This is a genomic window from Alkalicoccus luteus (assembly GCF_052061695.1).
Taxonomy (GTDB): Bacteria; Bacillota; Bacilli; order Bacillales; family Salisediminibacteriaceae; genus Alkalicoccus; species Alkalicoccus luteus.
Map to the genome: position 1 here is coordinate 120,141 of NZ_JBPZEY010000006.1, position 25,517 is coordinate 145,657.

Below are 25,517 nucleotides of genomic sequence, written 5' to 3' on the forward strand. Positions count from 1 at the left end.
GGCATGGATGTAAATCAATTTGACTACGAGCTCCCGGAAAGTCTGATCGCACAAACACCGCTTAAAGATCGGGAACAATCCCGGATGCTCGTGATGGATAAAGAAAGTGGCACGATTGAACATAGACATTTTTATGATTTGCCGGAATGGCTGGAAGCTGGTGACACGCTCGTCCTCAACGACACGAAAGTGATCCCGGCCCGCCTGCTCGGCTCGCGGAAAGATACCGGCGGAAAAGTGGAGATGCTGCTGCTGCATGAGAAAGGAGACTTCGTCTGGGAAGTGCTCGTCAAACCGGCCCGCAGGATTCGAAAAGGGACCGTGCTTTCGTTTGGAGATGGGCTTCTTGAAGCTGTCTGTCTCGAAGAGCTTCCAGAGGGGCGGCGCCGGATGAAGCTGTCGTTTACCGGGATTTTCCCGGAAATACTCGATCACCTTGGAGAAATGCCGCTCCCGCCTTATATTCAGGAGCAGCTGGAGGAAAAGGACCGCTATCAGACGGTGTATGCAGAGAACAGAGGCTCGGCAGCTGCCCCGACTGCAGGTCTGCACTTTACACCTGCTATGCTGCATAAGATTCGTCAGGCAGGAGTAGACGTCGTGACGTTAACGCTGCACGTTGGTCTTGGTACGTTCCGGCCTGTTTCCGTGGAGTCTGTGGAAGAACACAGCATGCACGCAGAGTATTATGAGCTCTCGAAAGCCGCAGCAGAAAAGCTGAATAGAGCGAAGCAGGAAGGGCGCCGTATTATAGCGGTCGGTACCACCTCAGCGAGAACGCTGGAAACGGTTGCAAGGGATACAGATGGAGAATTTCGTGAAGCTTCTGGATGGACTGATATTTTTATTTATCCCGGTTTCACGTTTCGAGCGGTAGATGCGCTCTTAACAAATTTCCATTTGCCTAAATCGACGTTAGTTATGCTCGTCAGTGCTTTTGCAGGCCGAGATCATATTTTGCACGCATATAAAACAGCAGTGCAAGAGAAATACCGCTTTTTCAGCTTTGGGGATGCCATGCTGTTGACAGATACAGAAAGGAACCGATAATCATGCCAGCCGTAACATATGAACACATTAAAACGTGCAAGCAGTCCGGAGCACGACTCGGTAAAGTACACACGCCGCACGGTACGTTTGAAACACCGATCTTTATGCCAGTCGGGACACTGGCGACCGTCAAAACGATGAGCCCGGATGAACTGATCGAGATGAACGCGCAGATCATCTTGAGCAATACGTATCACCTATGGCTCCGGCCTGGAGAAGATATTATTGAGGAAGCCGGGGGACTGCATGCATTTATGAATTGGGATCGTCCAATATTGACTGATTCCGGCGGGTTCCAAGTCTTCAGCTTGAGCGACTTGCGTAATATTACGGAAGAGGGCGTGCAGTTCCGTAATCACCTCAGTGGAGAAAAGCTGTTTCTGACACCTGAAAAATCAATGCAGATTCAGAATGCGCTTGGCCCTGATATCATGATGGCGTTTGATGAGTGTCCCCCCTATCCGGCAGAACATTCATACATGAAGGCCTCAGTAGAACGTACAAGCCGCTGGGCCGAACGTTGCTTAGAGGCACATGGCCGGGATGATCAGGGATTGTTTGGCATCGTTCAAGGCGGAGAATATGCAGACCTGCGCAAGCAAAGTGCCAAAGACCTCACCTCCCTTGATTTCCCTGGTTATGCAATCGGAGGACTTTCTGTTGGGGAACCAAAAGACATGATGAACCGGGTATTGGAGGAAACGACGCCGTACCTTCCAGATGACAAGCCAAGGTATCTGATGGGCGTTGGTTCTGCGGATTCCCTTATTGATGGTGCGATCCGCGGCATTGATATGTTTGACTGTGTGCTGCCCACCCGAATCGCACGGAATGGCACGCTCATGACGAGCAGCGGCAGACTCGTCGTGCGAAATGCTAAATTTGCCCGGGATTTCAGACCGCTCGATGAAAACTGCAGTTGTAAAGTGTGCGCTTCTTATTCACGTGCGTACATTCGTCACTTAATCAAGTCCAATGAAACACTGGGACTGCGACTCTGCTCTTACCACAACCTGCACTTCCTGCTTACGCTCATGGAAAATGTCCGCCAGGCGATCCGGGAAGACCGGCTGCTTGATTTCAGGGAAGCGTTTTTCGAAAGCTACGGCTTTAACAAGGCGGATGCAAAAAACTTTTAGACACATATTATTTATTGATTTTAACCGGTTACTCGGGCACAATAGACTTTGGGATACTGTCCTGTCGTTTTCGAAGCAGAAACATCGGTTTCTGCCGTTTATGGGAGAAGGGAGTGAAGAACTTGGATGTACTTGGGGCGTTAATTCCATTAATTTTAATGTTCGCTATTTTTTATTTCCTGCTGATCCGACCTCAGCAGAAGCGTCAAAAGAAAGTGCAGCAGATGCACGCTTCTCTGCAAAAGGGAGATAAAATTATTACAATCGGCGGTCTGCACGGCACGATTGATGCGATCGATGAAGATCGTATTGTTGTAGACGTTGACGGAGCGAACAAGCTGACGTTTGACCGTCAGGCGGTCCGTGAAGTAACAAATCAGGATTGATGAGTAAGGGCGCCTGCTTGAAGTATCAGAGCGGGCTCCCTTTTTTATAATCTGGCTTGCGGATGCTGTTCCCGGGGATCGCTTCATCGTCCGGGAACAGCATCCTCCGATCCATACATACGGCTTTTGCCGGCTCATTTCAGTCACACATAAAGGAGTTATGCATCTTGCATTGGAAAAACTTGTACCGCGGCGCAATGATGGGTATTTGCGATATCATACCCGGCGTAAGTGGAGGAACAATGGCATTGATACTGGGTATTTACCGCGATTTTATCAGCGCAATCAGCGGTTTTTTCAGCAGAGACTGGAGCAGGCATCTCGGTTTTCTTGTTCCGCTTGCGGCAGGAATGGGAACAGCAATTGTACTGCTCGCCGGCGTCATGAATTATTTTTTGAGCAATTATTTTCAGGAAACGAACTTTTTATTTACCGGGCTCCTGATCGGTGTCATTCCGCTGCTTATTAAACAATCGGAAGCCTCCCGCTCGTTTCGCCCATTCCATTTTGCGATGATGCTGTTTACTGCGGCAGGGGCTATGTATATTGGCGACACTGCACAGCGAGCCGCTGAAACCGGTATTATAGAAGTGACAGCAGGTAACGCCTGGCTCTTCTTTATTGCCGGATGGGCAGCCAGTATGGCCATGCTTCTTCCCGGGGTGAGCGGCGCATTTGTTCTGCTGCTGTTTGGTGTCTACCATACGGCTACCAATGCCCTTTCTGTCACGAATCCTGACTTTGCGGTGATCGCAGTCGTTGGAGCAGGGGTTGTAACAGGATTTATTTTGAGCAGCAAAGCAATTAAGTATTTGTTTCAGCATTATCCGGCGGGTGTTTATGCCGCCATTATCGGTTTAATCACTGGATCTGTCTTTACGATTTATCCCGGCTTTGGAGCCGGAAATGACTTTATGAGCCTGGCAACGTTTGCTGCCGGTGCTTCTGCAGCATATATACTGAGTTTAAAACAGCCCTGACAGGAGGAGAACGTCCATGGAAGAACAATGGGATGTGTGGAAAGAAAAGCTCGGACCTGTGCTTGTGAGTAAAGCTGAAGAATGGCGCATATATGGTCATGAACAGGTGACAGAAGAAGAGGTCTGGAATACGTTTAAGGAAAAGATGAAGCGAAAAAGTGATATTCCGGACAGCATCCGGCTGCACTGGATCACAGCGGAGCTGTTTAAAACCTCTGCTTCCGATTATATGACGCAGCTGACCGTGGGTGCGTATAAAGCTGACGACTGGTTTACATCGAAAGGCAGTTTTTCACTGAAAGATCTTTAAGATATGCTTCATTGACAGGCTGGAAAACGACTGGCTATAATGAGGCAGATGTTCCGCCGTACATAAGGCTTGTGCGGAATGGATAGAAGGAGGACATGGCATTGGCTAAGAGAAGAAAGGGAGTTCGCAGCAGTCTGATCGCACTCTTTTTCGTGATCATTACAGCGCTTGGAATTTTAATTGCCTCCAACGTTATGGATCACGTCGATGATATCAGTCTTGGTCTGGATCTCCAGGGTGGTTTCGAAGTGCTGTATGAAGTGCAGCCTCTCGATGGGGAAGAAGGAACAGAAATTAACCGTGAACTGCTGACAGATACGGTCAGTGCACTGAATGCGCGAATTGACGTGCTCGGCGTGTCAGAACCGAGTATTAATATCGAAGGGGACGACCGGATCCGCGTACAGCTCGCCGGAGTAGATGATCAGGAGCAGGCGCGCGAGCTTCTGTCCACACAGGCACGACTTGAATTCCGCGATACAGACGACGAGTTGAAAATGGATGGCTCTGACTTGGTAGAAGGCGGAGCTCGTCAAAACTTCAGGGAACAGACGAACGAGCCGATTGTGACTGTTACCGTGGATGATGCGAATTTGTTCGGTGAAATTACGGAAGAAATCTCACAGCGCCCGTTTCCGGATAATCGACTCGTTATCTGGCTGGACTATGAGGAAGGCGATTCGTACGAAGAAGAAATGCAGCGGGAAGACTCTAAAATCGTCTCAGCACCAAGCGTCGACGAGCGGATCCAATCCCGCGACGTCATGATAACCGGAGATTTTACACAGGAATCTGCGGCTGATCTCGCAGGTATTTTGAATGCAGGAGCACTGCCGGTTGAGCTGGAGGAGCTTCAGCTGAACTCTGTCGGGGCGCAGCTTGGAGAACAGTCGATGGAGCTTGCCGTATATGCAGGCTTCATTGGGATTGCGCTTATTTTCGGCTATATGCTTCTCTATTACCGGTTTATGGGAATGATCGCTGTGCTTACGCTCAGCGCGTACATTTACCTGGTGCTTGTCATCTTTAACTGGCTGAACGCTGTTCTCACGCTTCCGGGAATCGCGGCCTTAATACTTGGTGTCGGGATGGCTGTCGATGCGAATATTATTACGTTTGAGCGGATAAAGGATGAACTCCGCTACGGACGATCGGTGATGAGCGCCTTTAAAGCAGGGAGCAGAAGGTCGCTGTCGACGATTCTTGATGCGAATATCACGACTATTCTCGCAGCAGGTGTGCTGTTTTATTTCGGTACAAGCGCCGTACAGGGCTTTGCCGTCATGCTGATCGTGAGCATCCTGACTAGCTTTGTCACAGCTGTATTTGGTGCAAGGCTGCTGCTGGGTCTCTGGGTAAACAGCAGGGCGCTGAACCGCAAGCAGAAGCTTTTTGGAGTAAAGGAGCGTGAGATTCGTGAACTTTGATCATGAAACGTCGAAGCTGGACTTCGTCCGTCATCGGAAAACGTTTTTCGGCATCACTCTCGCTTATTTACTGACAGGGATTATTCTGCTGGCAACGATGGGACTCAATTTAGGCATCGACTTTGAAAGCGGAACGACGGTTGATGTGCTGACAGAGGAAGCAGTTACTGCCGAAGAAATTGAAAACGAATTTCAGTCAATAGGGTTTGAGCCGGACGATGTTGTCCTGGCCGGAGATAATAACGAGATCGGCCGGGCCTCTTTTATCGGCGGCCTTGATCAGCAGGAATCAATGCAGATTCAGTCTCATTTTGAAGAAGAGTACGGGGCGGTGCCAAATGTAAGCACAGTTTCTCCTATCGTAGGTCAGGAGCTAGCGCAAAACGCGATTATTTCTGTGTTAATCGCAACCGTCGGGATCATTATCTACGTAACCATCCGATTTGAGCTTTTATATGGGATTGCTGCCATCGTCGCTCTGTTTCATGATGCGCTGTTTATCATCACCGTTTTTGCGATTTTACAAATGGAAGTGAACATTCCGTTTATTGCGGCGGTGCTTACGATCATAGGTTATTCGATCAATGATACGATCGTCACCTTTGACCGGATCAGGGAAAACATGGAGCGTGAAGAAAAAGTAGAAACTTTCGAAAAGCTCGCCCAAGTCGTAAATAAAAGCCTCGTGCAGACGCTGGCCCGTTCGATTAACACCGTGCTGACGGTTGTTTTTGCAGCAGGAGCGCTGCTCGTTTTTGGCGGAGATGGTCTGAGAGTCTTCTCACTGGCGCTTGTCGTTGGTCTTGCAGCTGGAACCTATTCCTCCCTCTTCATTGCAGCTCAGCTGTGGTGCATCATGAAGTACCGCAGCATCAAGCGAAAACTAGCCAAACAGGCTGAGGAAGAGCGAAAACTGGCTCTGCAGGAAAACAGCACAACATAAAGAAATTCCGCCCCCGGAACTGTATCCGGGGGTATCGTCGCTTGAACAGGAGGAACTGGCATGCTGGATGACGGAGACGTTCGCTATAAAAAAGTGCAGCTTGGAGCTTGGATCGGTATCGCTGGAAATGCTGTGTTAGCAACTGTAAAAGGAATTGTCGGCACAGTAGCAGACAGCAGGGCCCTCACAGCAGATGCACTCCACTCCGCCGCTGATGTCGTCAGCTCGATCGCGGTGCTGATCGGGGTCAGGGCCGCTCAGCAGCCGCCCGATGAAGATCATCCTTACGGTCACGGCAAGGCGGAAACGGTCACTGCTATTATCGTTTCTGTCCTGCTCTTTGTCGTCGGAATAGAAGTAGCTTTCAGTGCAGGTCAGGCTTTCTTTCAGGAAGTGCCCGTTCCGGGTCAGGCTGCTGTTTATGCAGCGTTGTTTTCCATTGTTGTGAAAGAGGCGATGTTTCAATATAAAGTAAGATTGGGTAAAAAGTATAAAAGCGATGCTTTAATCACAGACGCCTGGCATCACCGCAGCGATGTTCTGTCGTCTTTGGCTGTGTTAATCGGTGCCGGGGCAGCAGTATTTGGGTCTGCGGCCGGTATGGAAGCAGCGGTTTATGCAGATCCGGCAGCTACCATTGTCGTCGCGCTGCTAATCATGAAAATGGGATGGAGTCTTGGTTCTGAAGCGATACACCAGTCAATGGATCATGTGCTTCATGATGAAGATACAGTCTGGATGTATGAAGCAGCAGCCTCTGTTGAAGGCGTTGTCAACGTGGATGAATTGCTGGCGAGAGAGCACGGTTACTATGTGATTATTGATATTAAAGTTTCTGTCGATCCTTACATCACGGTCGAAGCTGGTCACGCGATCGGCAAGCAGGTCAAACGCAAGCTGATTGAAGCGGGGTATGTTCACGATGTCCGTGTACATATTAATCCAAGCTCAGAGGAGGAAAAGCTATGAAAGGGCAATGGGGTTTAATTGCAGGACTGATTGTGATCCTGATCATTGCAATTTTCGCTGTTATTAACGTCGATCCTGTAGAAGTTAACTTTCTCTTTGGTCAGGGGGACTGGCCGCTCGTACTGGTTATTTTAGCGTCTGTTCTGATGGGGGCAGTGACTGCCGGCTTAGTCGGCATGTATAAGATTTACCAGCTTCAACAGGAAATAAAGCAGCTGAAGCAGGAGCGGGAAGCGTCCGATAAAGACAATCAAAAGCGCAGAAAAGACCGGAAAAAGAATGATCCGCCTCCAGCACCTGAGGCAGGTAAATAAGGCGCATCTCTTCGCACACATCGAGTAACCTTATGTTAAATTCAGATAAAGCCGCTTCGACCGGATGTCGAAGCGGCTTTTCATTGTTAATTAGGTGATGCTGTTGCAGCGATCCCCCCTGGATCCGCATTGCACTTGAATCAAAAACAGACAAACTCTGATCGGGGGTGCTTAACCTGCCAAAAAGTCGGACTGAAAAATGGAGCTTCGTAAACATCCATCGTATTACCTGTTCAGAAGCAGGAGGCGTCAATCCGGGACTCTTGACAGGTTTGTTTCCAACCGGCAGCTTATGTATAATGTACAAGTCAGGGGGAATACAGATGCTTCATTCATCATCCAAATGGATAATTACGAATCCCGCAGACGGACCGGTCCAGGACGTTCAGCAGCGAACAGGACTAACCTCTATAGCCGCTAAATTTCTAGTGCAGCGGGGTTTTGAAACAGATGAACAAATTCAGCTGTTTTTAAAAGGTACAACGGAACAACTGCATGATCCATTTCTTATGAAAGATATGGAAAAAGCAGTAAACCGCATACATAAAGCGATCATGGATAAGGAACGCATTCTTGTTTTTGGAGATTATGATGCTGATGGCGTTACCAGCACGTCTCTTTTATATACAGCATTGACGCTCGCTGGAGCCGAGGCAGCCTGGTATGTCCCAAACCGGTTTACTGAAGGCTACGGCCCGAACGAACCTGCGTTTAAACAAGCTGCCGAAGAAGGTGTCACCTTGATTATCACAGTTGATACCGGCATTTCTGGTGTGAAGGAAGCTGATGCTGCTAAAGAGCTGGGCGTCGACTTAATCATTACAGACCATCACGAGCCGCCGCCGGCACTGCCTGATGGCTTTGCTGTCATCAATCCTAAGCAGGAAGACTGCGGGTATCCATTTAAGGAGCTGGCCGGTGTCGGCGTCGCTTTTAAAGTAGCACAGGCCTTGCTCGGGCGGCTTCCAAACGAATTTTTTGATCTTGCAGCGGTCGGAACCATCGCCGATTTAGTGCCTTTAGAGGACGAGAACCGAATTCTGGCAGCCGAGGGACTGAAGGCTATGCAGGGGCGCCTCCGTCCCGGACTGGAAGCCTTGTTGAAGGCAGCCGGCACGAGCCGCGATGAGCTGGATGAAGAAACAGTTGGCTTTGTCATCGGACCTCGTCTGAATGCTGCAGGCAGGCTTGATTCCGCTGACCCTGCCGTAGAACTGCTTCTGACGCAGGATCCAAGCGAAGCAGAGGATACAGCTAGTATGATTGATGGGCTGAATCGGGAACGGCAGGAGCTTGTGAAAGAAATTGCTGCTGAAGCAGAGCAGAAAGTAGAAGAGCAAGGTGTTCCGCCCGTAATCATTGTTGCAGGAGAAGGATGGAATCCAGGAGTGATCGGGATTGTAGCCAGCCGGCTTGTCGAGCGGTTTTATCGTCCGACAATCGTGCTCAGCCTGCTTGAAGACGGAAAGACGGCAAAAGGTTCTGCGAGAAGCATCGAGGGCTTTGACATGTTTCAGTCTCTTTCTAAATTCCGGGATCTCCTGCCTCATTTTGGCGGACATCCGATGGCGGCTGGATTAACGATGGAGCGAAAGGATATCGACAGCTTACGCAGCGGCCTCATTCAAATTGCTGACGAAACGTTAACAGCAGAAGATTATCTGAAGAAAATTCACGTCGATCTCGAAGTTTCTGTTGATGAAATCAGTGTAAAAACAATTCAGGATCTGGCTGCTATGGCTCCCTTCGGCATGGGGAATCCTGCGCCAAAAATCCTGATCCGACGTGCATTAGTGGAGCAGGCGAAGGTGATCGGTTCTACAAAAGATCATTTAAAGCTGACGCTTACGAACAGTGATCACAGCTCCTCGCTGGACGTGATCGCCTTTCGAATGGGAGCGGCAGAGAAGTCTATTTCGCCTCTGGCTGCACTTTCTGCTGTCGGCAAACTTTCCATCAATGAATGGAATGGACGCGTGAAACCGCAGATGATCGTAGAGGATATAAAGATTGATGAGTGGCAGCTGTTTGATCACCGGGGCAGCCGTCAGTATTTAACCAAGCAAACGGAGCCTCGCGTCCTCGTGCATTTCAGCGAATCGGCTCCTGCAGAAACGCCGGATACGTGGGAAACGGTCTGCTGTGCGAATCCGGAAGAAGCAGCTCCCGTTCTCGCAAAAGCGTCACATGTTACGCTGTATGATACTCCGGACTCCATGAAACAGCTGCGAACCGTTATGCAGCAGCTCACATCACTAGAGCAGCTTGATGTCGTGTTCCATGATGAGAATGATTACTTTTTTTCACCGGCTCCCTCGCGTGATCAATTTAAATGGTATTACGCATTTCTTCAAAAACGCGGATCATTTGATATGAATCAGCACTTGAAAAAGCTCGCCGTTCACAAGGGTTGGAGCGAATCAATGATTTCTTTCATGTCAAACGTGTTTTTTGAGCTCGGATTTGTTAAAATAAACGATGGTGTTATTTCTGTTAACGATCGTCCTGAGAAACGGGATTTGTCGGAATCAGAGCTTTACACTTCCAGACTGGAAAAAACAAACATTCAGCAGGAGCTTTGCTACTCAACGTACCGCTCCCTGAAAAAACAGCTGGATCAGATGACGAATACGGCAAGTGTGGAGACGCACAGCCGTTAGGAGGAAAAAACGAATGGATTTTAAGCAGTACGTAACAGTAGTAGAAGATTTTCCAAAAGAAGGTATCCGCTTTAAGGATATTACGACGCTGATGGAAAATGGAGAAGCATATAAAAAAGCAATTGAAGCGATGACAGAGTTCGCATACGGCCGGGACATTGATGTTATCGTCGGTCCAGAAGCACGCGGATTTGTAGTCGGATGTCCGATTGCCGTAGCACTTGGCAAAGGCTTTGTGCCAGTTCGTAAGGCAGGTAAACTGCCTCGGGAAGTGCTGGAAGTCGATTATGGACTTGAATATGGTAAAGATTCCCTTAATATTCATAAAGGGTCCATTAAGCCGGGTCAGCGTGTCCTGATTACAGATGATCTGCTTGCAACCGGAGGCACCATCGAAGCAACCATCAAAATGGTTGAAAAAATGGGCGGCGTTGTGGCGGGGATCGCCTTCATGATCGAGCTGAGCTATCTTGACGGGGCTGACCGTCTGAAAGAGTACGACGTATTTACGCTCATGACATATTAATGAGCATTCGAGCGGCAGGTTCTTTTTTAACAGAACCATGTCGCTTTCTTGTTACATAATCTCTATGCAGGACCGTATAAATGCGGGCCGATATAGTATATAATCGGGTTAATTCGACAAACCGGTATATGCCGGAGTGACGCCGCTCCCAGCAGGAACTTCCCGGAAATCTCTAAAGAAAATGCAGGGTGATTCCATGACCAGTGAACAAGTACTTGAAAAAGCTGCAGAATATTTATCCGCAGATGATACAGCGTTTCTGCGGGAGGCCTATGAACTGGCAAGGTATGCCCACCGGGAACAGTACAGACGTTCGGGTGAGCCGTATATCTGGCATCCCGTTCAGGTAGCGGGCATCCTGGTCGATCTCGGGATGGACCCGGATACAGTAGCGGCGGCTTTTCTGCATGACGTCGTTGAAGACACGGATATCGGTCTGGAAGAAATCGAGCAGAAGTTTGGTGAGCAGGTTGCCATGCTCGTCGACGGGGTGACGAAGCTCGGGAAGATTAAATATAAGTCCAAGGAAGAGCAGCAGGCGGAAAATCACAGGAAAATGTTCGTTGCGATGGCTAAGGACATCCGTGTGATTCTCATTAAGCTTGCTGACCGGCTTCATAATATGCGGACTCTCAAGCATCTGCCTCCGGAAAAACAGCGGAGAATCTCAAACGAAACACTGGAGATTTTTGCGCCGCTTGCCCACCGCCTCGGTATATCCAAGATTAAATGGGAGCTGGAGGATACGTCGCTCCGCTATCTGAATCCGCAGCAGTACTACCGGATCGTGAACTTAATGAAAAAGAAGCGCGTGGAGCGTGAGAGCTACATTGAAGAGGTGCAGGAGCTGTTAAAGGACCGGCTTGCAGGCATGCAGATCGAAGCGGATATTCATGGTCGTGCCAAGCATATTTACAGCATTTACCGTAAAATGGTGCTGCAGAACAAGCAGTTTAACGAAATTTACGATCTGCTCGCCATTCGGATCGTGGTAAAAAGCATTAAAGACTGCTATGCCGTGCTGGGGACTATCCATACACAGTGGAAGCCGATGCCGGGGCGGTTTAAAGACTATATTGCGATGCCAAAAGCAAACATGTATCAGTCGCTTCATACGACGGTTATCGGACCCAAAGGTGATCCTTTGGAAGTTCAAATCCGTTCAGAGGACATGCATAAAGTAGCTGAATTCGGTGTAGCGGCTCACTGGGCTTATAAAGAAGGCAAAACAGTGGATGACGCTGAATCGCTGGAAACAAAAATGTCCTGGTTCCGGGAAATTCTCGAATGGCAGAACAACACGAGTGATGCGCAGGAATTCATGGAATCACTGAAGATTGATTTATTTTCCGACATGGTTTTCGTATTCTCACCAAAAGGCGACGTGATGGAGCTTCCGAAAGGCTCGGTTCCGCTCGACTTTGCCTACCGGATCCACACCGAAGTTGGCAACCGCTGTATAGGAGCCAAGGTGAATGGGAAGATGGTTCCCCTTGATCACCAGCTCAAAACGGGGGATATCGTCGAAATTTTAACCTCCAAACACTCATACGGCCCGAGTCAGGACTGGCTGAAAATCACGCAGAGCTCGCATGCGAAAAACAAGATCAGGCAGTGGTTTAAAAAGGAAAAGCGCGATGAGAATGTTGAAAAAGGGCGAGACCTCATTGAAAAAGAGATTGAGAAAAAAGGCTTTACGACAAAGCAGGTGCTTACGTCAGACAATTTGTCCAGAGTGATGGATAAATTCAGCTTTACGACAGAAGAGGATATGTATGCGGCTGTCGGCTACCACGGCATTACAGCGGCCCAGGTCGTTACACGCCTGACGGATACGCTCCGGCAGGAGGAAGCCGCGGCAGAAGGCAAAACGCTTACCGAAGCCGTCGGCGATTTGAAGCCTAATCAGCGAGCTGTTCAGAAAAAGGATAAGACCGGGGTAAAGGTAAAAGGAATCGACAATTTGATGATCCGTCTTTCCCGCTGCTGTAATCCCGTCCCAGGTGACGAGATCGTCGGCTATATAACAAAAGGGCGCGGCGTCTCCATTCACCGTGCAGACTGCCCGAATATTCAGCAGGAAGAAGATGCGAGGCTCTTGGAAGTGGATTGGGAGCAACAGCCGAATCAGTCTAAAAATTATGATGTGGATATTGAAATTTCCGGCTATGACCGTCGGTCCCTCTTAAACGATGTACTTCAGGCAGTAGCAGAAACAAAGACAAATATTCACGCTGTGACGGGAAAAGCAGATAAAAACAAGATGGCAAGAATAGATATGACGGTATCGATTCAGCATACGGCTCACCTGCAAAAAGTGGTGGATCGCATTAAACAGATTCCGGACATCTATACGGTACGCCGCGTGATGCATTGATTGGAGGATTTCGCACATGAAAGTGATCGTTCAGCGCGCAAAAGATGCGTCTGTGACAGCAGATGGAGAGCTCAATGGCCAAATTGACCACGGGCTCATGCTGCTCGTCGGTGTAACACACTCAGACGAAGAAAAGGATGTAGTCTATACGGCTGATAAGATTGCCGGGCTGCGTATTTTTGAAGACAGCGCCGGCAAAATGAATCTGTCTGTCGGTGATACCGGCGGCAGCATCCTTTCCGTTTCACAGTTTACGCTCTATGGAGACGTCCGAAAAGGACGAAGGCCGAACTTCATGCAGGCTGCGCCGCCGGCAGAAGCAGAGCAGCTTTTTCATGCGTTCAATGAACGGCTCCGCTCGGTTCATGGCCTCCACGTTGAAACCGGAGTATTCGGTGCAATGATGGACGTGCAGTTTACTAACGATGGACCGGTTACACTCATCGTCGACAGCATGGAGAAAGGAACTTGACATTACTCCGTGTAATTCGTATGATAAAAAACATGATGAAAACACCAGTGATGAAGAAAAGTAGCGGGAGCACACCGTGCTTCAGAGAAGTTGTACCCTGGGCTGCAAGTACAGCTGCCGGTGCCCGTGAACGAACACTTCGTAGGTGTTCTGCTGAATGACCAGTAGGCAGAAACGTTTCCGGGCGTTAACCGGTTTGAGTGGAAGCAGTATGCTTCAACTAGGGTGGTACCACGGGCTGTTCAGGCTCCCGTCCCTGACTATGTCAGAGACGGGGGTCTTTTTGTATGCCCGCAGAATAATAGATAAACGCAGATGAATGGAGGATTCAGCATGGCATTTCAAATACCACGGGGCACGCAGGATATACTTCCTGGTGAAGCGGAGAAATGGCAGATCATCGAGGCGAAAGCCCGTGATATCTGCCGCCGGTATAATTACAAGGAAATCCGGACGCCTATTTTTGAGCAGACGGAGCTGTTTGCAAGAGGGGTCGGGGATACGACGGATATCGTCCAAAAAGAAATGTACGAATTTAAAGACCGCGGCGGCAGAAGTTTAACGCTTCGGCCAGAGGGAACTGCTCCGGTCGTACGGTCCTATGTGGCTGAAAAAATGCACGGTTGGGTAGAACAGCCTGTAAAGCTTTACTACACCGGTCCAATGTTCCGTTATGAGCGGCCGCAATCCGGACGTATGAGGCAGTTTGTGCAATTTGGAGTCGAGGCGCTTGGCAGCGCCGATCCTGCTGTCGATGCAGAAGTGATGGCGCTCGCGATGGATATTTACAAAGAGCTTGGCTTAAAGCAGGTTCGCCTTGTGGTGAACAGTCTCGGGGATACAGCAAGCAGAAATGCTCACCGGGAAGCATTGACTGCACATTTTGCTACCCGTATTGAGGAGTTTTGTGAGGATTGTCAAACGCGGCTTCACAAAAACCCGCTGCGGATTCTCGACTGCAAGAAAGACCGGGATCACGAGCTGATTTCGACAGCTCCTTCCATACTCGATTACTTGAATGATGAATCAATCGCATATTTTGATGACGTGAAACGATACCTGGACGATATGGGCCTCGATTACACGGTGGATTCATCACTCGTGAGAGGGTTGGATTACTACAACAACACAGCGTTTGAAATTATGCTGGACGGAGAAGGATTTGGCGCGATCACAACGCTCGCAGGCGGCGGGCGGTACAATGGCTTAGTCGAAGACATTGGCGGACCGGAAACGCCGGGAATTGGATTTGCCATGAGCTTTGAGCGACTTCTTATGGCTCTGGAAGTTCAGGGTATCCAACTAACGGATGAGGCGCCGCTTGACGCGTATATCACGGCTATCGGCGACGAGGCTAAAGCCGTTGTGCCTAAACTCTTGCACGGATTACGGGCGGCTGGCGTGGCGGCAGATACCGACTATACAGGTAAAAAAATGAAGGCTCAAATGAAGGCGGCGAACCGGCAGGGAGCGAAGGTAGTGCTTCTAATCGGCGATGAGGAACTAAAAGACAATCAGGTCACATTGAAAGATATGGAAACCGGAGATCAGCAGCTGGTCCGTCTCGAAGAGGCACCAGCAAAAACGTCAGCATGGCTGAAAGGGGAATAAGCGTAATGGGACAACGAACACACGTATGCGGAGAATTGTCTGAAGCATTAACAGGAAGCAGCGTCGTGCTGCAAGGATGGGTGAAAAAACGCCGTGATCTCGGGCAAGTGATCTTCATTGATCTACGCGACCGCAGCGGACAAGTTCAAATTGTGTTTAATGGAGAAGAGAATCCGGAGGCACTCAAGACGGCAGAAGATGTCAGAAGCGAGTATGTGATCGAAGTCGAAGGAACCGTCATGGAACGGGACGAAGCAAATGTGAACCCGAAAATAGCGACGGGCCGGATTGAGGTCATGATTACAGCTATTCGCGTATTAAACGCAGCGAAAGGGCTTCCTTTCGTCGTAGAGGATACGGCCGAACTGAATGAGGATGTGAGGTTGAAATACCGCTATTTGGATCTTCGGCGTCCTGCCATGCAAGAAACGATGAAGCTGAGAAGCAGAACGACAAAGCTGATTCGTGACTTTCTCGACGAACAAAGCTTTATGGAAATGGAGACACCGATGCTTACGAAAAGCACACCGGAAGGAGCCCGTGATTATCTGGTTCCGTCCCGTGTACACCATGGTGAATTTTATGCGCTGCCACAGTCTCCACAGCTGTTTAAACAGCTGCTTATGGTCTCCGGATTTGAGCGGTATTTCCAAATAGCACGCTGCTTCCGTGATGAAGATCTTCGTGCAGACCGCCAGCCGGAATTCACGCAGGTGGATATTGAAGCGTCCTTCATGCCAAAGGAAGAGCTGCTTGCAATGACAGAGAACATGATGCAAAAGCTCGTAAAAGAACTGCGCGGTGCAGAGGTCGAAGCCCCGTTTAAGCGGCTGACCTATCAGGAAGCGATGAACCGGTTCGGCTCGGATAAACCCGATACCCGTTTTGGTATGGAGCTCCAGGATGTCTCAACCATCGTCCAGGATACAAGCTTTAAGGTGTTTTCAGGAGCAGTTGCCTCCGGCGGAGCGGTCAAAGGGATCTGTGTAAAAGCGGAAGCGCCTAACTACTCCCGGAAAGAGCTCGACGAACTAAGTTCGTTTGCAGCCATTTACGGAGCTAAAGGGCTCGCCTGGCTGAAGGTGGATGAAGCCGGGGAACTGAAAGGTCCGATCGCAAAGTTCTTCGATGCAGACAAAGCACAGGCGTTAAAAGAGTCATTTCAAGCTGAACCACAGGACATTCTGCTGTTTGCAGCTGATAAACTGCAGGTCGTGTGGGATGTACTCGGCGCGCTGCGTGTGAAATTCGCTAAAGACTTAGAGCTTGTGGAACCAGGCACGTTTGATTTCCTATGGGTAACGGAATTCCCGCTGCTCTCCTACGATGAAGAGGAGGACCGCTACGCAGCGGAGCATCATCCGTTTACACGGCCAGTAAAAGAAGATGAGCATCTGCTGACCGAATCGCCCGAGAAAGTGCGGGCAGAAGCGTATGACCTGGTCTTGAACGGATACGAACTCGGAGGAGGCTCGCAGCGTATTTATGAGCGTGGACTTCAGGAAGACATGTTCGCGGCGCTCGGATTCTCAAAGGAAGAAGCGTATGAGCAATTTGGGTTCCTGCTGGACGCGTTTGAGTATGGAACGCCTCCGCACGGCGGTATTGCACTTGGACTTGACAGGCTGGTCATGATTCTTGCAGACCGGAACAATCTCCGGGATACAATTGCATTTCCGAAAACAGCGAGTGCAGGCTGCCTGTTGACCAATGCTCCATCATCAGTGGATCAAGCCAAACTGGATGAGCTGCATCTTTCTGTTAAAGAAAAAAAGTCAAGCGAATCATCGTAAGCCAACTATAGGCCTGATACAAGGAAGAACGGAAAGCGACGAGCCGGCAGCCGAACGACTGCCGGCTTTTCTAATCCGCTGACAAGTGTTCCTGTTCGTAAAGTTGTATCCGATGAATCAAGCATAGCCATTCGGATGTAACCGGTCCGAACAACCGTATGCATGTTATCGATGCTGCCGGAATCTGTCAGGACCGTCAGCATTTTGTGAAATAAATTGACAGAATTTTTCGTCTTATAGCTTGCATTTTCCATTTACGTGCGCTATGATAAAACCGTACTCAACGTTAGCAACTATAAGAGTCCTGAGATGTACGCGTAAAAAGACGGTTTTGAGCCAACATTTTTACATTGGGAGCCTGAGGGTTCCGCCGGAATGGGCAAGCCCGCAACGTCGGGACGTCCGGCCCTGTGGACAGGGCACCCACCTGCCAGGGCAGGTTCAAAGCGAGTTACAGCTGCGGCATAATGGGGCTCTTATGTTTTAACAAAAAAGCTGATTTACTAAGGTTTGTGTGCCTTTAGTAAATCAGCTTTTTCTTGTGCTCAGCTCTTTTTCCGAGCATCAAAATAGTCGAGCCGCTTTTGAACGGTCTTTTCATAGCCGTTAATGGAAGGAGTATAAAATCGGCGGTTGAGCATGTGGTCGGGCAGGTATTGCTGCACGACGTAGTGATGCTCATAGTGGTGCGGATACAAATAGCCTTCTCCATGTCCGAGCCGGGCGGCTCCTTTGTAATGAGCATCTCGTAAATGCAGCGGAACATCGCCAGTTTTCTCTTTCTCAACAGCTTTCAGCGCCTCGTCAATGCCTGTAATAACAGCATTGCTTTTAGGGGCAGTGGCCAGATAAAGCGCCGCTTCTGCCAATGGAATCCGAGCTTCAGGCATTCCGATAAACTCTACCGCCTGAAAGGCTGCTTCTGCGATTAACAACGCGTTGGGATCGGCCAAACCGATATCCTCTGCCGCGTGCACGTAAAGTCGTCTTGCGATGAATCGGGGATCTTCACCTGCATAAATCATTTTAGCAAGCCAGTAAAGGGTGGCATCGGGGTCCGATCCGCGAATGCTTTTGATAAAGGCGGAAACCGTGTCATAGTGGTTATCGCCTTTTTTATCGTACTGAACCGTTCGTTTTTGAATTGATTCTTCTGCAGCTTCTAAATTAATTACAATGGTGCCGGTGTCATCCGGGTTTGTCGTTAATACGGCAAGTTCCAGTGCGTTTAACGCAGTCCTTGCATCTCCCTGCGCTGTCTGAATCAGGTGGTCCATTGCCTCATCCTTTACGTCGATCTCATAGGAACCAAAGCCCCGTTCCTTATCTGCCAGAGCTTCTTCGAGTACTTGCTTAACTGCTTGGTCTGACAGCCTTTCCAAACGGAAAAGTCTGGATCGCGACAGGAGAGCATCATTGACTTCGAACATCGGGTTTTCCGTAGTGGCACCAATAAGGATGACCGTTCCGTCTTCTACATGAGGAAGGAGAGCATCCTGCTGACTTTTATTAAAACGGTGGATCTCATCGATAAACAGTACCGTCTGCCGTTCATCAAAGGTTAGACGGTCTTTTGCGGCAGCGGTAACTTCTTTGATATCTTTCACACCGGCAGTAACGGCATTCAGTTGTATAAATGCAGCCGATGTTGTATTCGCAATGACACGCGCCATCGTCGTTTTACCAGTGCCGGGAGGGCCGTGGAAAATCATAGCCGACAGCCTGTCTGCTTCCACCGCCCGGCGAAGAAGCCTGCCTTCTCCAATGATATGCTCCTGGCCGCGTATTTCGTCGAGTGTGGCGGGCCTCATTCTGGAAGCAAGCGGTCCTTTCGGCGATCGGCCGGCCTGCTGATTAAAAAGATCCATGTTCATCCCTCTTTTCCGCACACAAAGGTGCAGTCTCATTGCAATTCTATCGAAACACAGATAAAATGCAAATGGCGTCATATAAAGGTTTTTTGATTCATGCTATAATAGACTGCAGAATCAGGGGAAGAAGGAGATACAATTGAGAAATCGTCCGCTGGCTGACAGCTCCTTTTTCCGATGGAGTGTTTTTACGGCAGGCCTTATTGTGATGAGCTTCGGAATCGCGCTGATGATTCGAGCAGAGCTGGGAAGCGCTCCTTGGGATGTGCTTCATATCGGTTTGATGAATCAGTTCGGGCTGACCGTCGGAACGTGGACCATCATCATGGGCTTCTTGCTGCTCGCTGCAGCTTCTGTGATGTTGAAAGAGCTGCCAAAAGCCGGAGCTTACGCAAATATGCTGCTTGTCGGGATATTTGTCGATATCTTTTTGTTTTTGCTCGGAACACCTGCTATGTTCGGGGCTCAGCTGATTATGCTCGCAGCTGGAATTGTGATTATGGGGTTTGGAATCGGACTCTATATTTCTCCGCAGTGCGGAGCCGGGCCCAGGGACAGCGTGATGCTCGCGCTCTCTGAAAAAACCGGGGCGTCGGTTGCACGAGTCCGTATTTATATGGAAGTAATCGTTCTTATTGCCGGCTGGATGCTCGGTGGTCCAGTGTTTGTCGGGACAATCTTGTTCAGTCTGACGATCGGCCACATCACCGGCTTCTCATTAAATTATTGCGCAAAATGGATGAACAGACTGAGGGAAAGAGGGATGACTGTTGAAAATATCAACTAAAGGACGTTATGGACTTACTATAATGATTGCACTCGCTAAAAAACATGGTGAAGGGCCAATTTCACTCAAGTCGATTGCCAAAGAGCATTCACTTTCCGAGCATTATCTGGAGCAGCTGATTGCACCGCTTCGAAATGCCATGCTCGTAAAAAGTGTACGCGGTGCTTACGGCGGCTACATGCTCGCGAAAGATCCGGAAACGATTACGGCAGGAGATATTATCCGCGTTTTGGAAGGACCGATAACTCCTGTTGAAATCATCGATGATGAAGAGCCGGCAAAGCGGGATTTATGGATTAAAATCAGAGATGCTGTAAAAGACGTGCTTGATTCAACGACGCTTGATGACCTGGCGAATTTTAAAGATGAAGGAAGCCAGGATAATTACATGTTTTATATTTAGTGTAAGTAACGGATAGAAAGGAAGAAATAGAATGGAACGGATCTACCTGGATCATGCTGCTACGACACCGGTCCACCCGAAAGCAGCTGAGGCGATGATGCCGTATTTCACCAGCGTTTACGGAAACCCGTCGAGCACACACCATTTCGGCCGCGAATCTAAAGCAGCGCTGCAGCAGTCGAGAAAGGTGCTTGCGGAAGCTGTTGGAGCTTCTGCAGATGAAATCGTGCTCACGGCCGGCGGCACAGAAGCTGACAATCTGGCGATTATGGGGTATGCAAGACGGCATCAGCATCTCGGCCGGCACCTCATTACTGCTGTAACTGAGCATCACGGTGTCTTGCACGCCTGCGGCGCTCTCGAAAAAGAGGGCTTCCGCGTAACGTATCTTGATGTCGACAGCGAAGGCCGTATCAGCCTCGAGGAGCTGAAGCAGGCACTAACCGACGAAACCATACTCGTAAGCCTCATGACAGCGAATAACGAAACAGGGGTGCTGCAGCCGGTGCAGGAAGCGGCGGCGCTTCTAAAGGAGCATCAGACTGTCTTTCACACAGATGCAGTTCAGGCTCTTGGAAAGCGGAGGCTGAACGTTACCGAGCTTGGGATTGATATGCTGGCTGCCTCTGCGCATAAATTCAACGGCCCAAACGGCACCGGCTTTCTTTATGTGCGCAAAGGTATTCAGCTCGATCCGCTGCTTTACGGCGGATCACAGGAACGAAAGCGCAGGGCAGGGACAGAGAGCACGGCGCTAGCAGCGGGAATGGCGGAAGCGCTTCGCCTCGCGCTTGAAAATATGGAGCAGAAACAGCTTGAACAAGAACGGTTCCGGCATCTGCTGCTAACGCATCTCGAGCAGGGAGGCGTGGAGTTTGTCGTAAACGGGCACCGTCATGAACGTCTGTCAAATGTACTGAATATAAGCTTTCCCGGCGCTAACGTGGAGCAGCTGCTGATGAATCTGGATTTGGAAGGCATTGCAGTTTCCAGCGGGTCTGCCTGTACAGCGGGATCCATTGAAGCATCGCACGTGTTGACAGCGATGCACGGAGACTCAGAACGAGGGCGCTCGGCTGTCCGGTTCAGTTTCGGACTCGGAACGACAGAGGCACACATGGAGCAAACAGCAGCGGCCCTTTTACGGGTTCTCCAGCGAATGAAGGTGCTCCATTAATAAAGAGCTGGCATGAAGCCAGCGGATTCAAAAAAGGAGGTGTCTGTTTTGGCAGACAACACAGGGATCAGAGTAGTTGTCGGAATGTCGGGCGGCGTTGACTCCTCGGTTACGGCCCACCTTCTGAAAGAAGAGGGCTATGATGTCGTTGGCATTTTCATGAAAAATTGGGACGACAGTGATGACAGCGGATTTTGTTCCGCTACGGAAGATTACGAGGACGTGGCAGCGGTAGCCGATCAGCTCGGAATACCGTATTATACCGTGAACTTTGAGAAGGAATACTGGGATAACGTTTTTACGTATTTCCTGGACGAGTATAAAGCAGGCCGAACGCCAAATCCGGACGTGATGTGCAATAAAGAAATTAAATTTAAAGCGTTTCTGGATCATGCAATGGCTCTCGGAGCAGACTACGTTGCGACCGGCCACTATGCGCGTAAGACAGTGGAAAACGGGGAAGTGAAGCTTCTTAAAGGAGTAGACACGAATAAAGATCAAACCTATTTCCTCAACGCGCTGAGCCAGGAGCAGCTGAGCAGAGTGATGTTCCCGCTCGGACATCTTCCAAAGCCGGAAGTCCGCGAGATCGCGAGCAGCGCAGGGCTTGCGACTGCAGCTAAAAAAGACAGCACCGGCATCTGTTTCATTGGAGAGCGCAACTTCAAAGAGTTTTTGATGCAGTTTCTGCCGGCTAAAAGCGGAAAGATGGAAACGCCGGATGGAGAAGAAAAAGGGACTCATGAAGGACTCATGTATTATACGCTCGGACAGCGACAGGGACTCGGGATCGGCGGTGCAGGTGAACCATGGTTTGTCGTCGATAAAGATTTAGACCGCAATGTGCTGATTGTCGGTCAGGGCTATCATCACCCTCTGCTTTATTCCGAAGGTTTACAAGCAGCACACGTGAACTGGATTTCCGGAGCTGCACCGGCAGCGGAATTCAGCTGTACGGCTAAATTCCGCTACCGGCAGGAGGACAAGCCGGTCACCGTCACCGTGAACGCAGATGGATCAGCGGATGTGACATTTGAGGAGCCGGAACGAGCAGTGACACCAGGCCAGTATGTCGTTTTCTACAACGGGGACGTCTGCCTTGGCGGGGGTACGATCGATCAGGTGTATAAAGCAGCTGCACTGTCTTCCTGACGGCGCAGGACCAGGTTCATGGCATGAGTCATGAACCTTTCTCCCTTTAACAGGTGCAGTTGAAAACAGCAGCATCTGATTGCGGCACATTTGGAATGAGTGAGGACAGAAAGGCAGGTATTGGTATGGACAAAAACGCACAAGCTGTTCAGGAGATGCAGGATGGAAATATTGAAGAGGCAGCAAAGCTTCTGAATGAAGCGATTGAAGAAAATCCGGAAGATGACACGGCGTTTATTAACTTTGGTAATTTGCTCGCAGCGGTGAATGAAGAAGAGCGGGCAGCGATTTTCTATGAAAAGGCGATTGAACTGAACAACCAAGCAGGCACGGCTTATTACGGACTTGGAAACTTATATTACAACCAGGATAAGTTTCAGGATGCGATTCTTGTTTATCAGCAGGCTGTTCAAGCGGGATTGGAGCAGTCAGACGTTTATTACATGCTCGGAATGAGTCAATTTCAGGCAGGAGAAGCACGAAGAGCGCTTGCTCCGCTCTCAAGAGCGTGTGAACTGAGTCCGGCAGATGCAGAGGCCCGCTTTCAATATGGTCTGGCTTTGGCTCAGACAGAACAAGTAGAGCTGGCTGTTCCGGAATTCGAAGCTGTGCTTGAACTGGAACCGGAGCACGCCGATGCGTTGTTTAATCTGGGCGTCACATGGGCCTATCGTGGTGATGCAGAAAAAGCGCTGGAACAGTTTGAGAAGGCGCTGGAAATTCAGCCGGAGCACGCGCTGGCAGAGAACGGCCGGAAGCAGATGCTGAAAATACTCGGCAACGAATAGGGAGGTCCGATGATGGAGGAAAAGGAGTTTGTGAAAGGAGAAATCTCTCACGTGATTTATCACCAGGAGGATTCTCTGTATACGGTCGCAAAACTAAAAATCATCCAGTCCTCCGAAGAACTGTCAGAGAAAGAAACGGTCGTCGTCGGACTGATGGCAAAACCGGACCGGGAAACGGTCTATACGTTTTCCGGTTTCATGAAAGAGCATCCCCGTTTCGGGAAGCAGTTTGCTTTTGATACATATAAGAAAGAAATGCCGGATACGCACAATGGACTGATGCTGTACTTTTCCAGCGACCGGTTTCCGGGGATCGGCAAGAAGACAGCTTCTGCTATTGTCGAAGCGTTCGGGACGAAGGCGATATCCATCATTCTGGAGAAGCCGTCGAGACTGACTGAAATACCTAAACTCGACAGTGAAAAAGCCGATTTGATCTACAAGCAGCTTCAGGAGGATCAGGGAATAGAAGAAGTGCTGATGCGCCTGTATGAATATGGATTTGGACTGAAGCTGTCTGTCAAGATTTATCAAACCTATCAGACGGATGCCCTGCGCATTATCGAAGAAAATCCGTATCAGATGGTGGGGGATGTAGAAGGTGTCGGCTTTATTAAGGCAGATCAGCTCGGACAAAAGCAGGGTGTAACCGGCGACCATCCGGACCGTCTTAAAGCAGCCGTGCTGTTCATTCTGTACGAACAGAGCCTGAACGAAGGCCACGTATTCGTTCAACTCGAACAGGCGCTGGACGGTGCGCTGGAGCTGCTAACGCGAGGCAACGAGACTGTATCTCCTGAAAGTCTGGGGGATGTCACCGTAGAATTGCATGAAGAAGAAAAGGTCGTACTCGAGGAAGCCGACGGCCGCTTGTATATTCCCTCGTTATATTATGCCGAACAGGGAATAGCCACGAACCTGAACAGGTTGATGCGTCAGGAGAAGCCGGAGGAATTTCCGGATGCTGAGCTTGATAAGGCGCTAGGAAAAGTGGAGGATACTTACAGCATTACCTACGCCCCGTCACAAAAACTGGCAGTTGAAACGGCTGTCTCTGCATCGCTGATGATGCTAACCGGGGGTCCTGGTACAGGCAAAACCACTGTCATTAAAGGTGTTCTTGAAGTGTTTGCTGAGCTGCACGGGCTTTCGCTGAATCGGGATGATTATCGCGGAAAGAAAGAAGCATTCCCGTTTTTGCTTGCCGCCCCGACCGGGAGAGCTGCCAAGCGGATGACCGAATCAACCGGGCTGCAGGCTTCAACGATTCATCGCCTGCTCGGATATAAAGGCAGCGAAGAGGAAGGTTTTGACAAGGATGAGGAGAATCAGCTTGAAGGCAGGCTGTTAATTTTAGACGAGATGTCGATGGTCGACACGTGGCTTGCCAACCAGCTGTTTAAGGCTGTTCCTTCAGGCATGCAGGTGCTGATCGTAGGAGATGAAGACCAGCTTCCTTCTGTAGGGCCGGGCCAGGTGATGACAGATCTGCTTGCCTCTGAGCTGATCCCGGTCGTGAGGCTTACAGATATTTACAGACAGTCTGAAGACTCGCATATTATTACGTTTTCACATGAGGTAAAAGCAGGGGTGCTGCCTGATGAGATCGATACGTCGAGCAGGGACCTGCGCTTTTTCCCCTGCCGGACGGAATCGGTGGAGGATGCAGTGAAAAAAATTTGCAGCGGAGCAAAAGCAAAGGGGTACACTGCAAAGGATGTTCAGGTTCTGGCTCCGATGTATAAAGGCCCCGCTGGCATTACAAAGCTCAATACGATGCTGCAGGAGCTGTTTAATCCGAAGACCGGCAAAGTCCGTGAAGTACAGTATGGCGACATCGTCTACCGGAAGGGGGATGTCGTGCTCCAGCTGGTCAACAATCCGGAAGAAAATGTGTTCAATGGTGACCGCGGCGAAATCGTAGCCATTTTGACAGAAAAAGAAACGACGGATAAAAAGATGCAGCTTGTTATTTCATTTGATGGAACCGAGGTCACATACGGCAGATCAGAGCTCTCGCAGATTACCCATGCCTACTGCTGTTCGATTCATAAATCACAGGGCAGTGAATTTCCGATCGTCGTGATGCCGGTGGTCCGCAGCTACAGCAGAATGCTTCGCAGAAAGCTGATATACACAGGTATTACGAGAGCGAGAGAATTTTTGCTGCTGTGCGGGGAATGGGAGGCGCTGAACAGAGCGGTGCAGGCCGAGCAGGAGCTGCTTCGCTTTACATCGCTTCAAGAGCGGCTCGCTGAAGCCAAAAAAGAAAATTCGTTTGACAGCTGATAGAAAGTATCTCTATAATATGTATCGGATATAAACTAAGACGATGAAGGAGAATGCTGCAGCAGCCCTCTGCCAGAGAAGGACTTCCATGGC

At 49.7% G+C, this 25,517-nt stretch carries 22 protein-coding genes, 1 other RNA gene and 1 other annotated feature; of the genes, 22 read left to right on the forward strand and 1 reads right to left on the reverse strand.

The window, feature by feature from the left end:
- Positions 1-3 precede the first annotated feature (3 nt).
- The 16 genes from queA to ssrS all read left to right on the forward strand — a co-directional run bounded on the left by queA (position 4) and on the right by ssrS (position 17,435).
- The gene (queA, locus tag ACSZLD_RS09810) at positions 4-1,050 is read left to right on the forward strand and encodes a tRNA preQ1(34) S-adenosylmethionine ribosyltransferase-isomerase QueA (protein ID WP_444685072.1); all 1,047 of its coding nucleotides are present in this window, start codon (positions 4-6) and stop codon (positions 1,048-1,050) included.
- 2 nt (positions 1,051-1,052) lie between these two features.
- The gene (gene tgt / locus ACSZLD_RS09815) at positions 1,053-2,189 is read left to right on the forward strand and encodes a tRNA guanosine(34) transglycosylase Tgt (protein WP_444685073.1); all 1,137 of its coding nucleotides are present in this window, start codon (positions 1,053-1,055) and stop codon (positions 2,187-2,189) included.
- Positions 2,190-2,311: 122 nt separating this feature from the next.
- Positions 2,312-2,575 (forward strand): preprotein translocase subunit YajC, encoded by a 264-nt coding sequence (gene yajC, locus ACSZLD_RS09820; protein WP_377910957.1) that lies wholly within the window; start codon positions 2,312-2,314, stop codon positions 2,573-2,575.
- 167 nt (positions 2,576-2,742) lie between these two features.
- On the forward strand, positions 2,743-3,555 hold the full coding sequence (locus ACSZLD_RS09825) for a DUF368 domain-containing protein (RefSeq protein ID WP_377910827.1): 813 nt from the start codon (positions 2,743-2,745) through the stop codon (positions 3,553-3,555).
- A gap of 16 nt (positions 3,556-3,571) precedes the next feature.
- The gene (locus ACSZLD_RS09830) at positions 3,572-3,865 is read left to right on the forward strand and encodes a post-transcriptional regulator (protein WP_377910826.1); all 294 of its coding nucleotides are present in this window, start codon (positions 3,572-3,574) and stop codon (positions 3,863-3,865) included.
- Positions 3,866-3,966: 101 nt separating this feature from the next.
- Positions 3,967-5,292, forward strand: a complete 1,326-nt coding sequence (secD, locus tag ACSZLD_RS09835; RefSeq protein WP_377910825.1) for a protein translocase subunit SecD — start codon at positions 3,967-3,969, stop codon at positions 5,290-5,292.
- Entirely contained in the window at positions 5,273-6,235 is a 963-nt protein-coding gene (gene secF / locus ACSZLD_RS09840; RefSeq protein ID WP_444685074.1) for a protein translocase subunit SecF, read from the forward strand. Before secD ends, secF begins: the two co-directional genes overlap by 20 nt.
- A 60-nt stretch (positions 6,236-6,295) precedes the next feature.
- The gene (locus ACSZLD_RS09845) at positions 6,296-7,204 is read left to right on the forward strand and encodes a cation diffusion facilitator family transporter (RefSeq protein WP_444685075.1); all 909 of its coding nucleotides are present in this window, start codon (positions 6,296-6,298) and stop codon (positions 7,202-7,204) included.
- On the forward strand, positions 7,201-7,518 hold the full coding sequence (locus ACSZLD_RS09850) for a LapA family protein (protein ID WP_377910822.1): 318 nt from the start codon (positions 7,201-7,203) through the stop codon (positions 7,516-7,518). Before ACSZLD_RS09845 ends, ACSZLD_RS09850 begins: the two co-directional genes overlap by 4 nt.
- A gap of 323 nt (positions 7,519-7,841) precedes the next feature.
- Positions 7,842-10,178 (forward strand): single-stranded-DNA-specific exonuclease RecJ, encoded by a 2,337-nt coding sequence (gene recJ, locus ACSZLD_RS09855; protein WP_444685076.1) that lies wholly within the window; start codon positions 7,842-7,844, stop codon positions 10,176-10,178.
- A gap of 13 nt (positions 10,179-10,191) precedes the next feature.
- Complete coding sequence (locus tag ACSZLD_RS09860; RefSeq protein WP_377910820.1) at positions 10,192-10,704, forward strand: adenine phosphoribosyltransferase; 513 nt, start codon at positions 10,192-10,194, stop codon at positions 10,702-10,704.
- Between the two features lie 181 nt (positions 10,705-10,885).
- Entirely contained in the window at positions 10,886-13,081 is a 2,196-nt protein-coding gene (locus ACSZLD_RS09865) for a RelA/SpoT family protein (RefSeq protein ID WP_444685077.1), read from the forward strand.
- Between the two features lie 16 nt (positions 13,082-13,097).
- Positions 13,098-13,553, forward strand: coding sequence for a D-aminoacyl-tRNA deacylase (dtd, locus tag ACSZLD_RS09870; RefSeq protein WP_377910819.1), 456 nt, complete (start codon positions 13,098-13,100; stop codon positions 13,551-13,553).
- Between the two features lie 38 nt (positions 13,554-13,591).
- Positions 13,592-13,814, forward strand: a binding site (T-box leader).
- A 72-nt stretch (positions 13,815-13,886) separates the two neighbouring features.
- On the forward strand, positions 13,887-15,164 hold the full coding sequence (gene hisS / locus ACSZLD_RS09875) for a histidine--tRNA ligase (protein ID WP_444685078.1): 1,278 nt from the start codon (positions 13,887-13,889) through the stop codon (positions 15,162-15,164).
- 5 nt (positions 15,165-15,169) lie between these two features.
- Positions 15,170-16,957: an aspartate--tRNA ligase gene (gene aspS / locus ACSZLD_RS09880; protein ID WP_444685079.1), complete on the forward strand. Its 1,788-nt coding sequence runs from the start codon at positions 15,170-15,172 to the stop codon at positions 16,955-16,957.
- A 298-nt stretch (positions 16,958-17,255) separates the two neighbouring features.
- Positions 17,256-17,435, forward strand: a non-coding RNA gene (gene ssrS, locus ACSZLD_RS09885) — 6S RNA.
- A 67-nt stretch (positions 17,436-17,502) separates the two neighbouring features.
- Here the strand turns inward: ssrS and ACSZLD_RS09890 are convergent.
- Positions 17,503-18,825: an AAA family ATPase gene (locus tag ACSZLD_RS09890; RefSeq protein WP_444685080.1), complete on the reverse strand. Its 1,323-nt coding sequence runs from the start codon at positions 18,823-18,825 to the stop codon at positions 17,503-17,505.
- A gap of 142 nt (positions 18,826-18,967) precedes the next feature.
- Between ACSZLD_RS09890 and ACSZLD_RS09895 the strand changes: the two genes are divergently transcribed.
- From ACSZLD_RS09895 to recD2, 6 genes are all read left to right on the forward strand, one after another.
- The gene (locus ACSZLD_RS09895) at positions 18,968-19,615 is read left to right on the forward strand and encodes a YczE/YyaS/YitT family protein (RefSeq protein ID WP_377910815.1); all 648 of its coding nucleotides are present in this window, start codon (positions 18,968-18,970) and stop codon (positions 19,613-19,615) included.
- Positions 19,599-20,018: a cysteine metabolism transcriptional regulator CymR gene (gene cymR, locus ACSZLD_RS09900; RefSeq protein WP_377910814.1), complete on the forward strand. Its 420-nt coding sequence runs from the start codon at positions 19,599-19,601 to the stop codon at positions 20,016-20,018. The genes ACSZLD_RS09895 and cymR overlap by 17 nt, the downstream gene beginning before the upstream one ends.
- Positions 20,019-20,049: 31 nt before the next feature.
- Positions 20,050-21,195: a cysteine desulfurase family protein gene (locus ACSZLD_RS09905; protein ID WP_377910813.1), complete on the forward strand. Its 1,146-nt coding sequence runs from the start codon at positions 20,050-20,052 to the stop codon at positions 21,193-21,195.
- Positions 21,196-21,243: 48 nt separating this feature from the next.
- Entirely contained in the window at positions 21,244-22,347 is a 1,104-nt protein-coding gene (gene mnmA / locus ACSZLD_RS09910) for a tRNA 2-thiouridine(34) synthase MnmA (protein WP_444685081.1), read from the forward strand.
- A gap of 125 nt (positions 22,348-22,472) precedes the next feature.
- On the forward strand, positions 22,473-23,135 hold the full coding sequence (locus ACSZLD_RS09915) for a tetratricopeptide repeat protein (protein WP_444685082.1): 663 nt from the start codon (positions 22,473-22,475) through the stop codon (positions 23,133-23,135).
- 12 nt (positions 23,136-23,147) lie between these two features.
- On the forward strand, positions 23,148-25,424 hold the full coding sequence (gene recD2 / locus ACSZLD_RS09920) for an SF1B family DNA helicase RecD2 (RefSeq protein ID WP_377910810.1): 2,277 nt from the start codon (positions 23,148-23,150) through the stop codon (positions 25,422-25,424).
- Positions 25,425-25,517 lie beyond the last annotated feature (93 nt).

Coding starts and splice junctions, on each gene's coding strand:
- ACSZLD_RS09860 (WP_377910820.1), top strand. CDS start 10,192: ATGGATTTTAAGCAGTACGTAACAGTAGTAGAAGATTTTCCAAAAGAA.
- ACSZLD_RS09865 (WP_444685077.1), top strand. CDS start 10,886: ATGCAGGGTGATTCCATGACCAGTGAACAAGTACTTGAAAAAGCTGCA.
- queA (WP_444685072.1), top strand. CDS start 4: ATGGATGTAAATCAATTTGACTACGAGCTCCCGGAAAGTCTGATCGCA.
- ACSZLD_RS09905 (WP_377910813.1), top strand. CDS start 20,050: ATGGAACGGATCTACCTGGATCATGCTGCTACGACACCGGTCCACCCG.
- aspS (WP_444685079.1), top strand. CDS start 15,170: ATGGGACAACGAACACACGTATGCGGAGAATTGTCTGAAGCATTAACA.
- recJ (WP_444685076.1), top strand. CDS start 7,842: ATGCTTCATTCATCATCCAAATGGATAATTACGAATCCCGCAGACGGA.
- dtd (WP_377910819.1), top strand. CDS start 13,098: ATGAAAGTGATCGTTCAGCGCGCAAAAGATGCGTCTGTGACAGCAGAT.
- tgt (WP_444685073.1), top strand. CDS start 1,053: ATGCCAGCCGTAACATATGAACACATTAAAACGTGCAAGCAGTCCGGA.
- ACSZLD_RS09845 (WP_444685075.1), top strand. CDS start 6,296: ATGCTGGATGACGGAGACGTTCGCTATAAAAAAGTGCAGCTTGGAGCT.
- ACSZLD_RS09830 (WP_377910826.1), top strand. CDS start 3,572: ATGGAAGAACAATGGGATGTGTGGAAAGAAAAGCTCGGACCTGTGCTT.
- hisS (WP_444685078.1), top strand. CDS start 13,887: ATGGCATTTCAAATACCACGGGGCACGCAGGATATACTTCCTGGTGAA.
- recD2 (WP_377910810.1), top strand. CDS start 23,148: ATGGAGGAAAAGGAGTTTGTGAAAGGAGAAATCTCTCACGTGATTTAT.
- ACSZLD_RS09890 (WP_444685080.1), bottom strand. CDS start 18,825: ATGGATCTTTTTAATCAGCAGGCCGGCCGATCGCCGAAAGGACCGCTT.
- ACSZLD_RS09915 (WP_444685082.1), top strand. CDS start 22,473: ATGGACAAAAACGCACAAGCTGTTCAGGAGATGCAGGATGGAAATATT.
- ACSZLD_RS09850 (WP_377910822.1), top strand. CDS start 7,201: ATGAAAGGGCAATGGGGTTTAATTGCAGGACTGATTGTGATCCTGATC.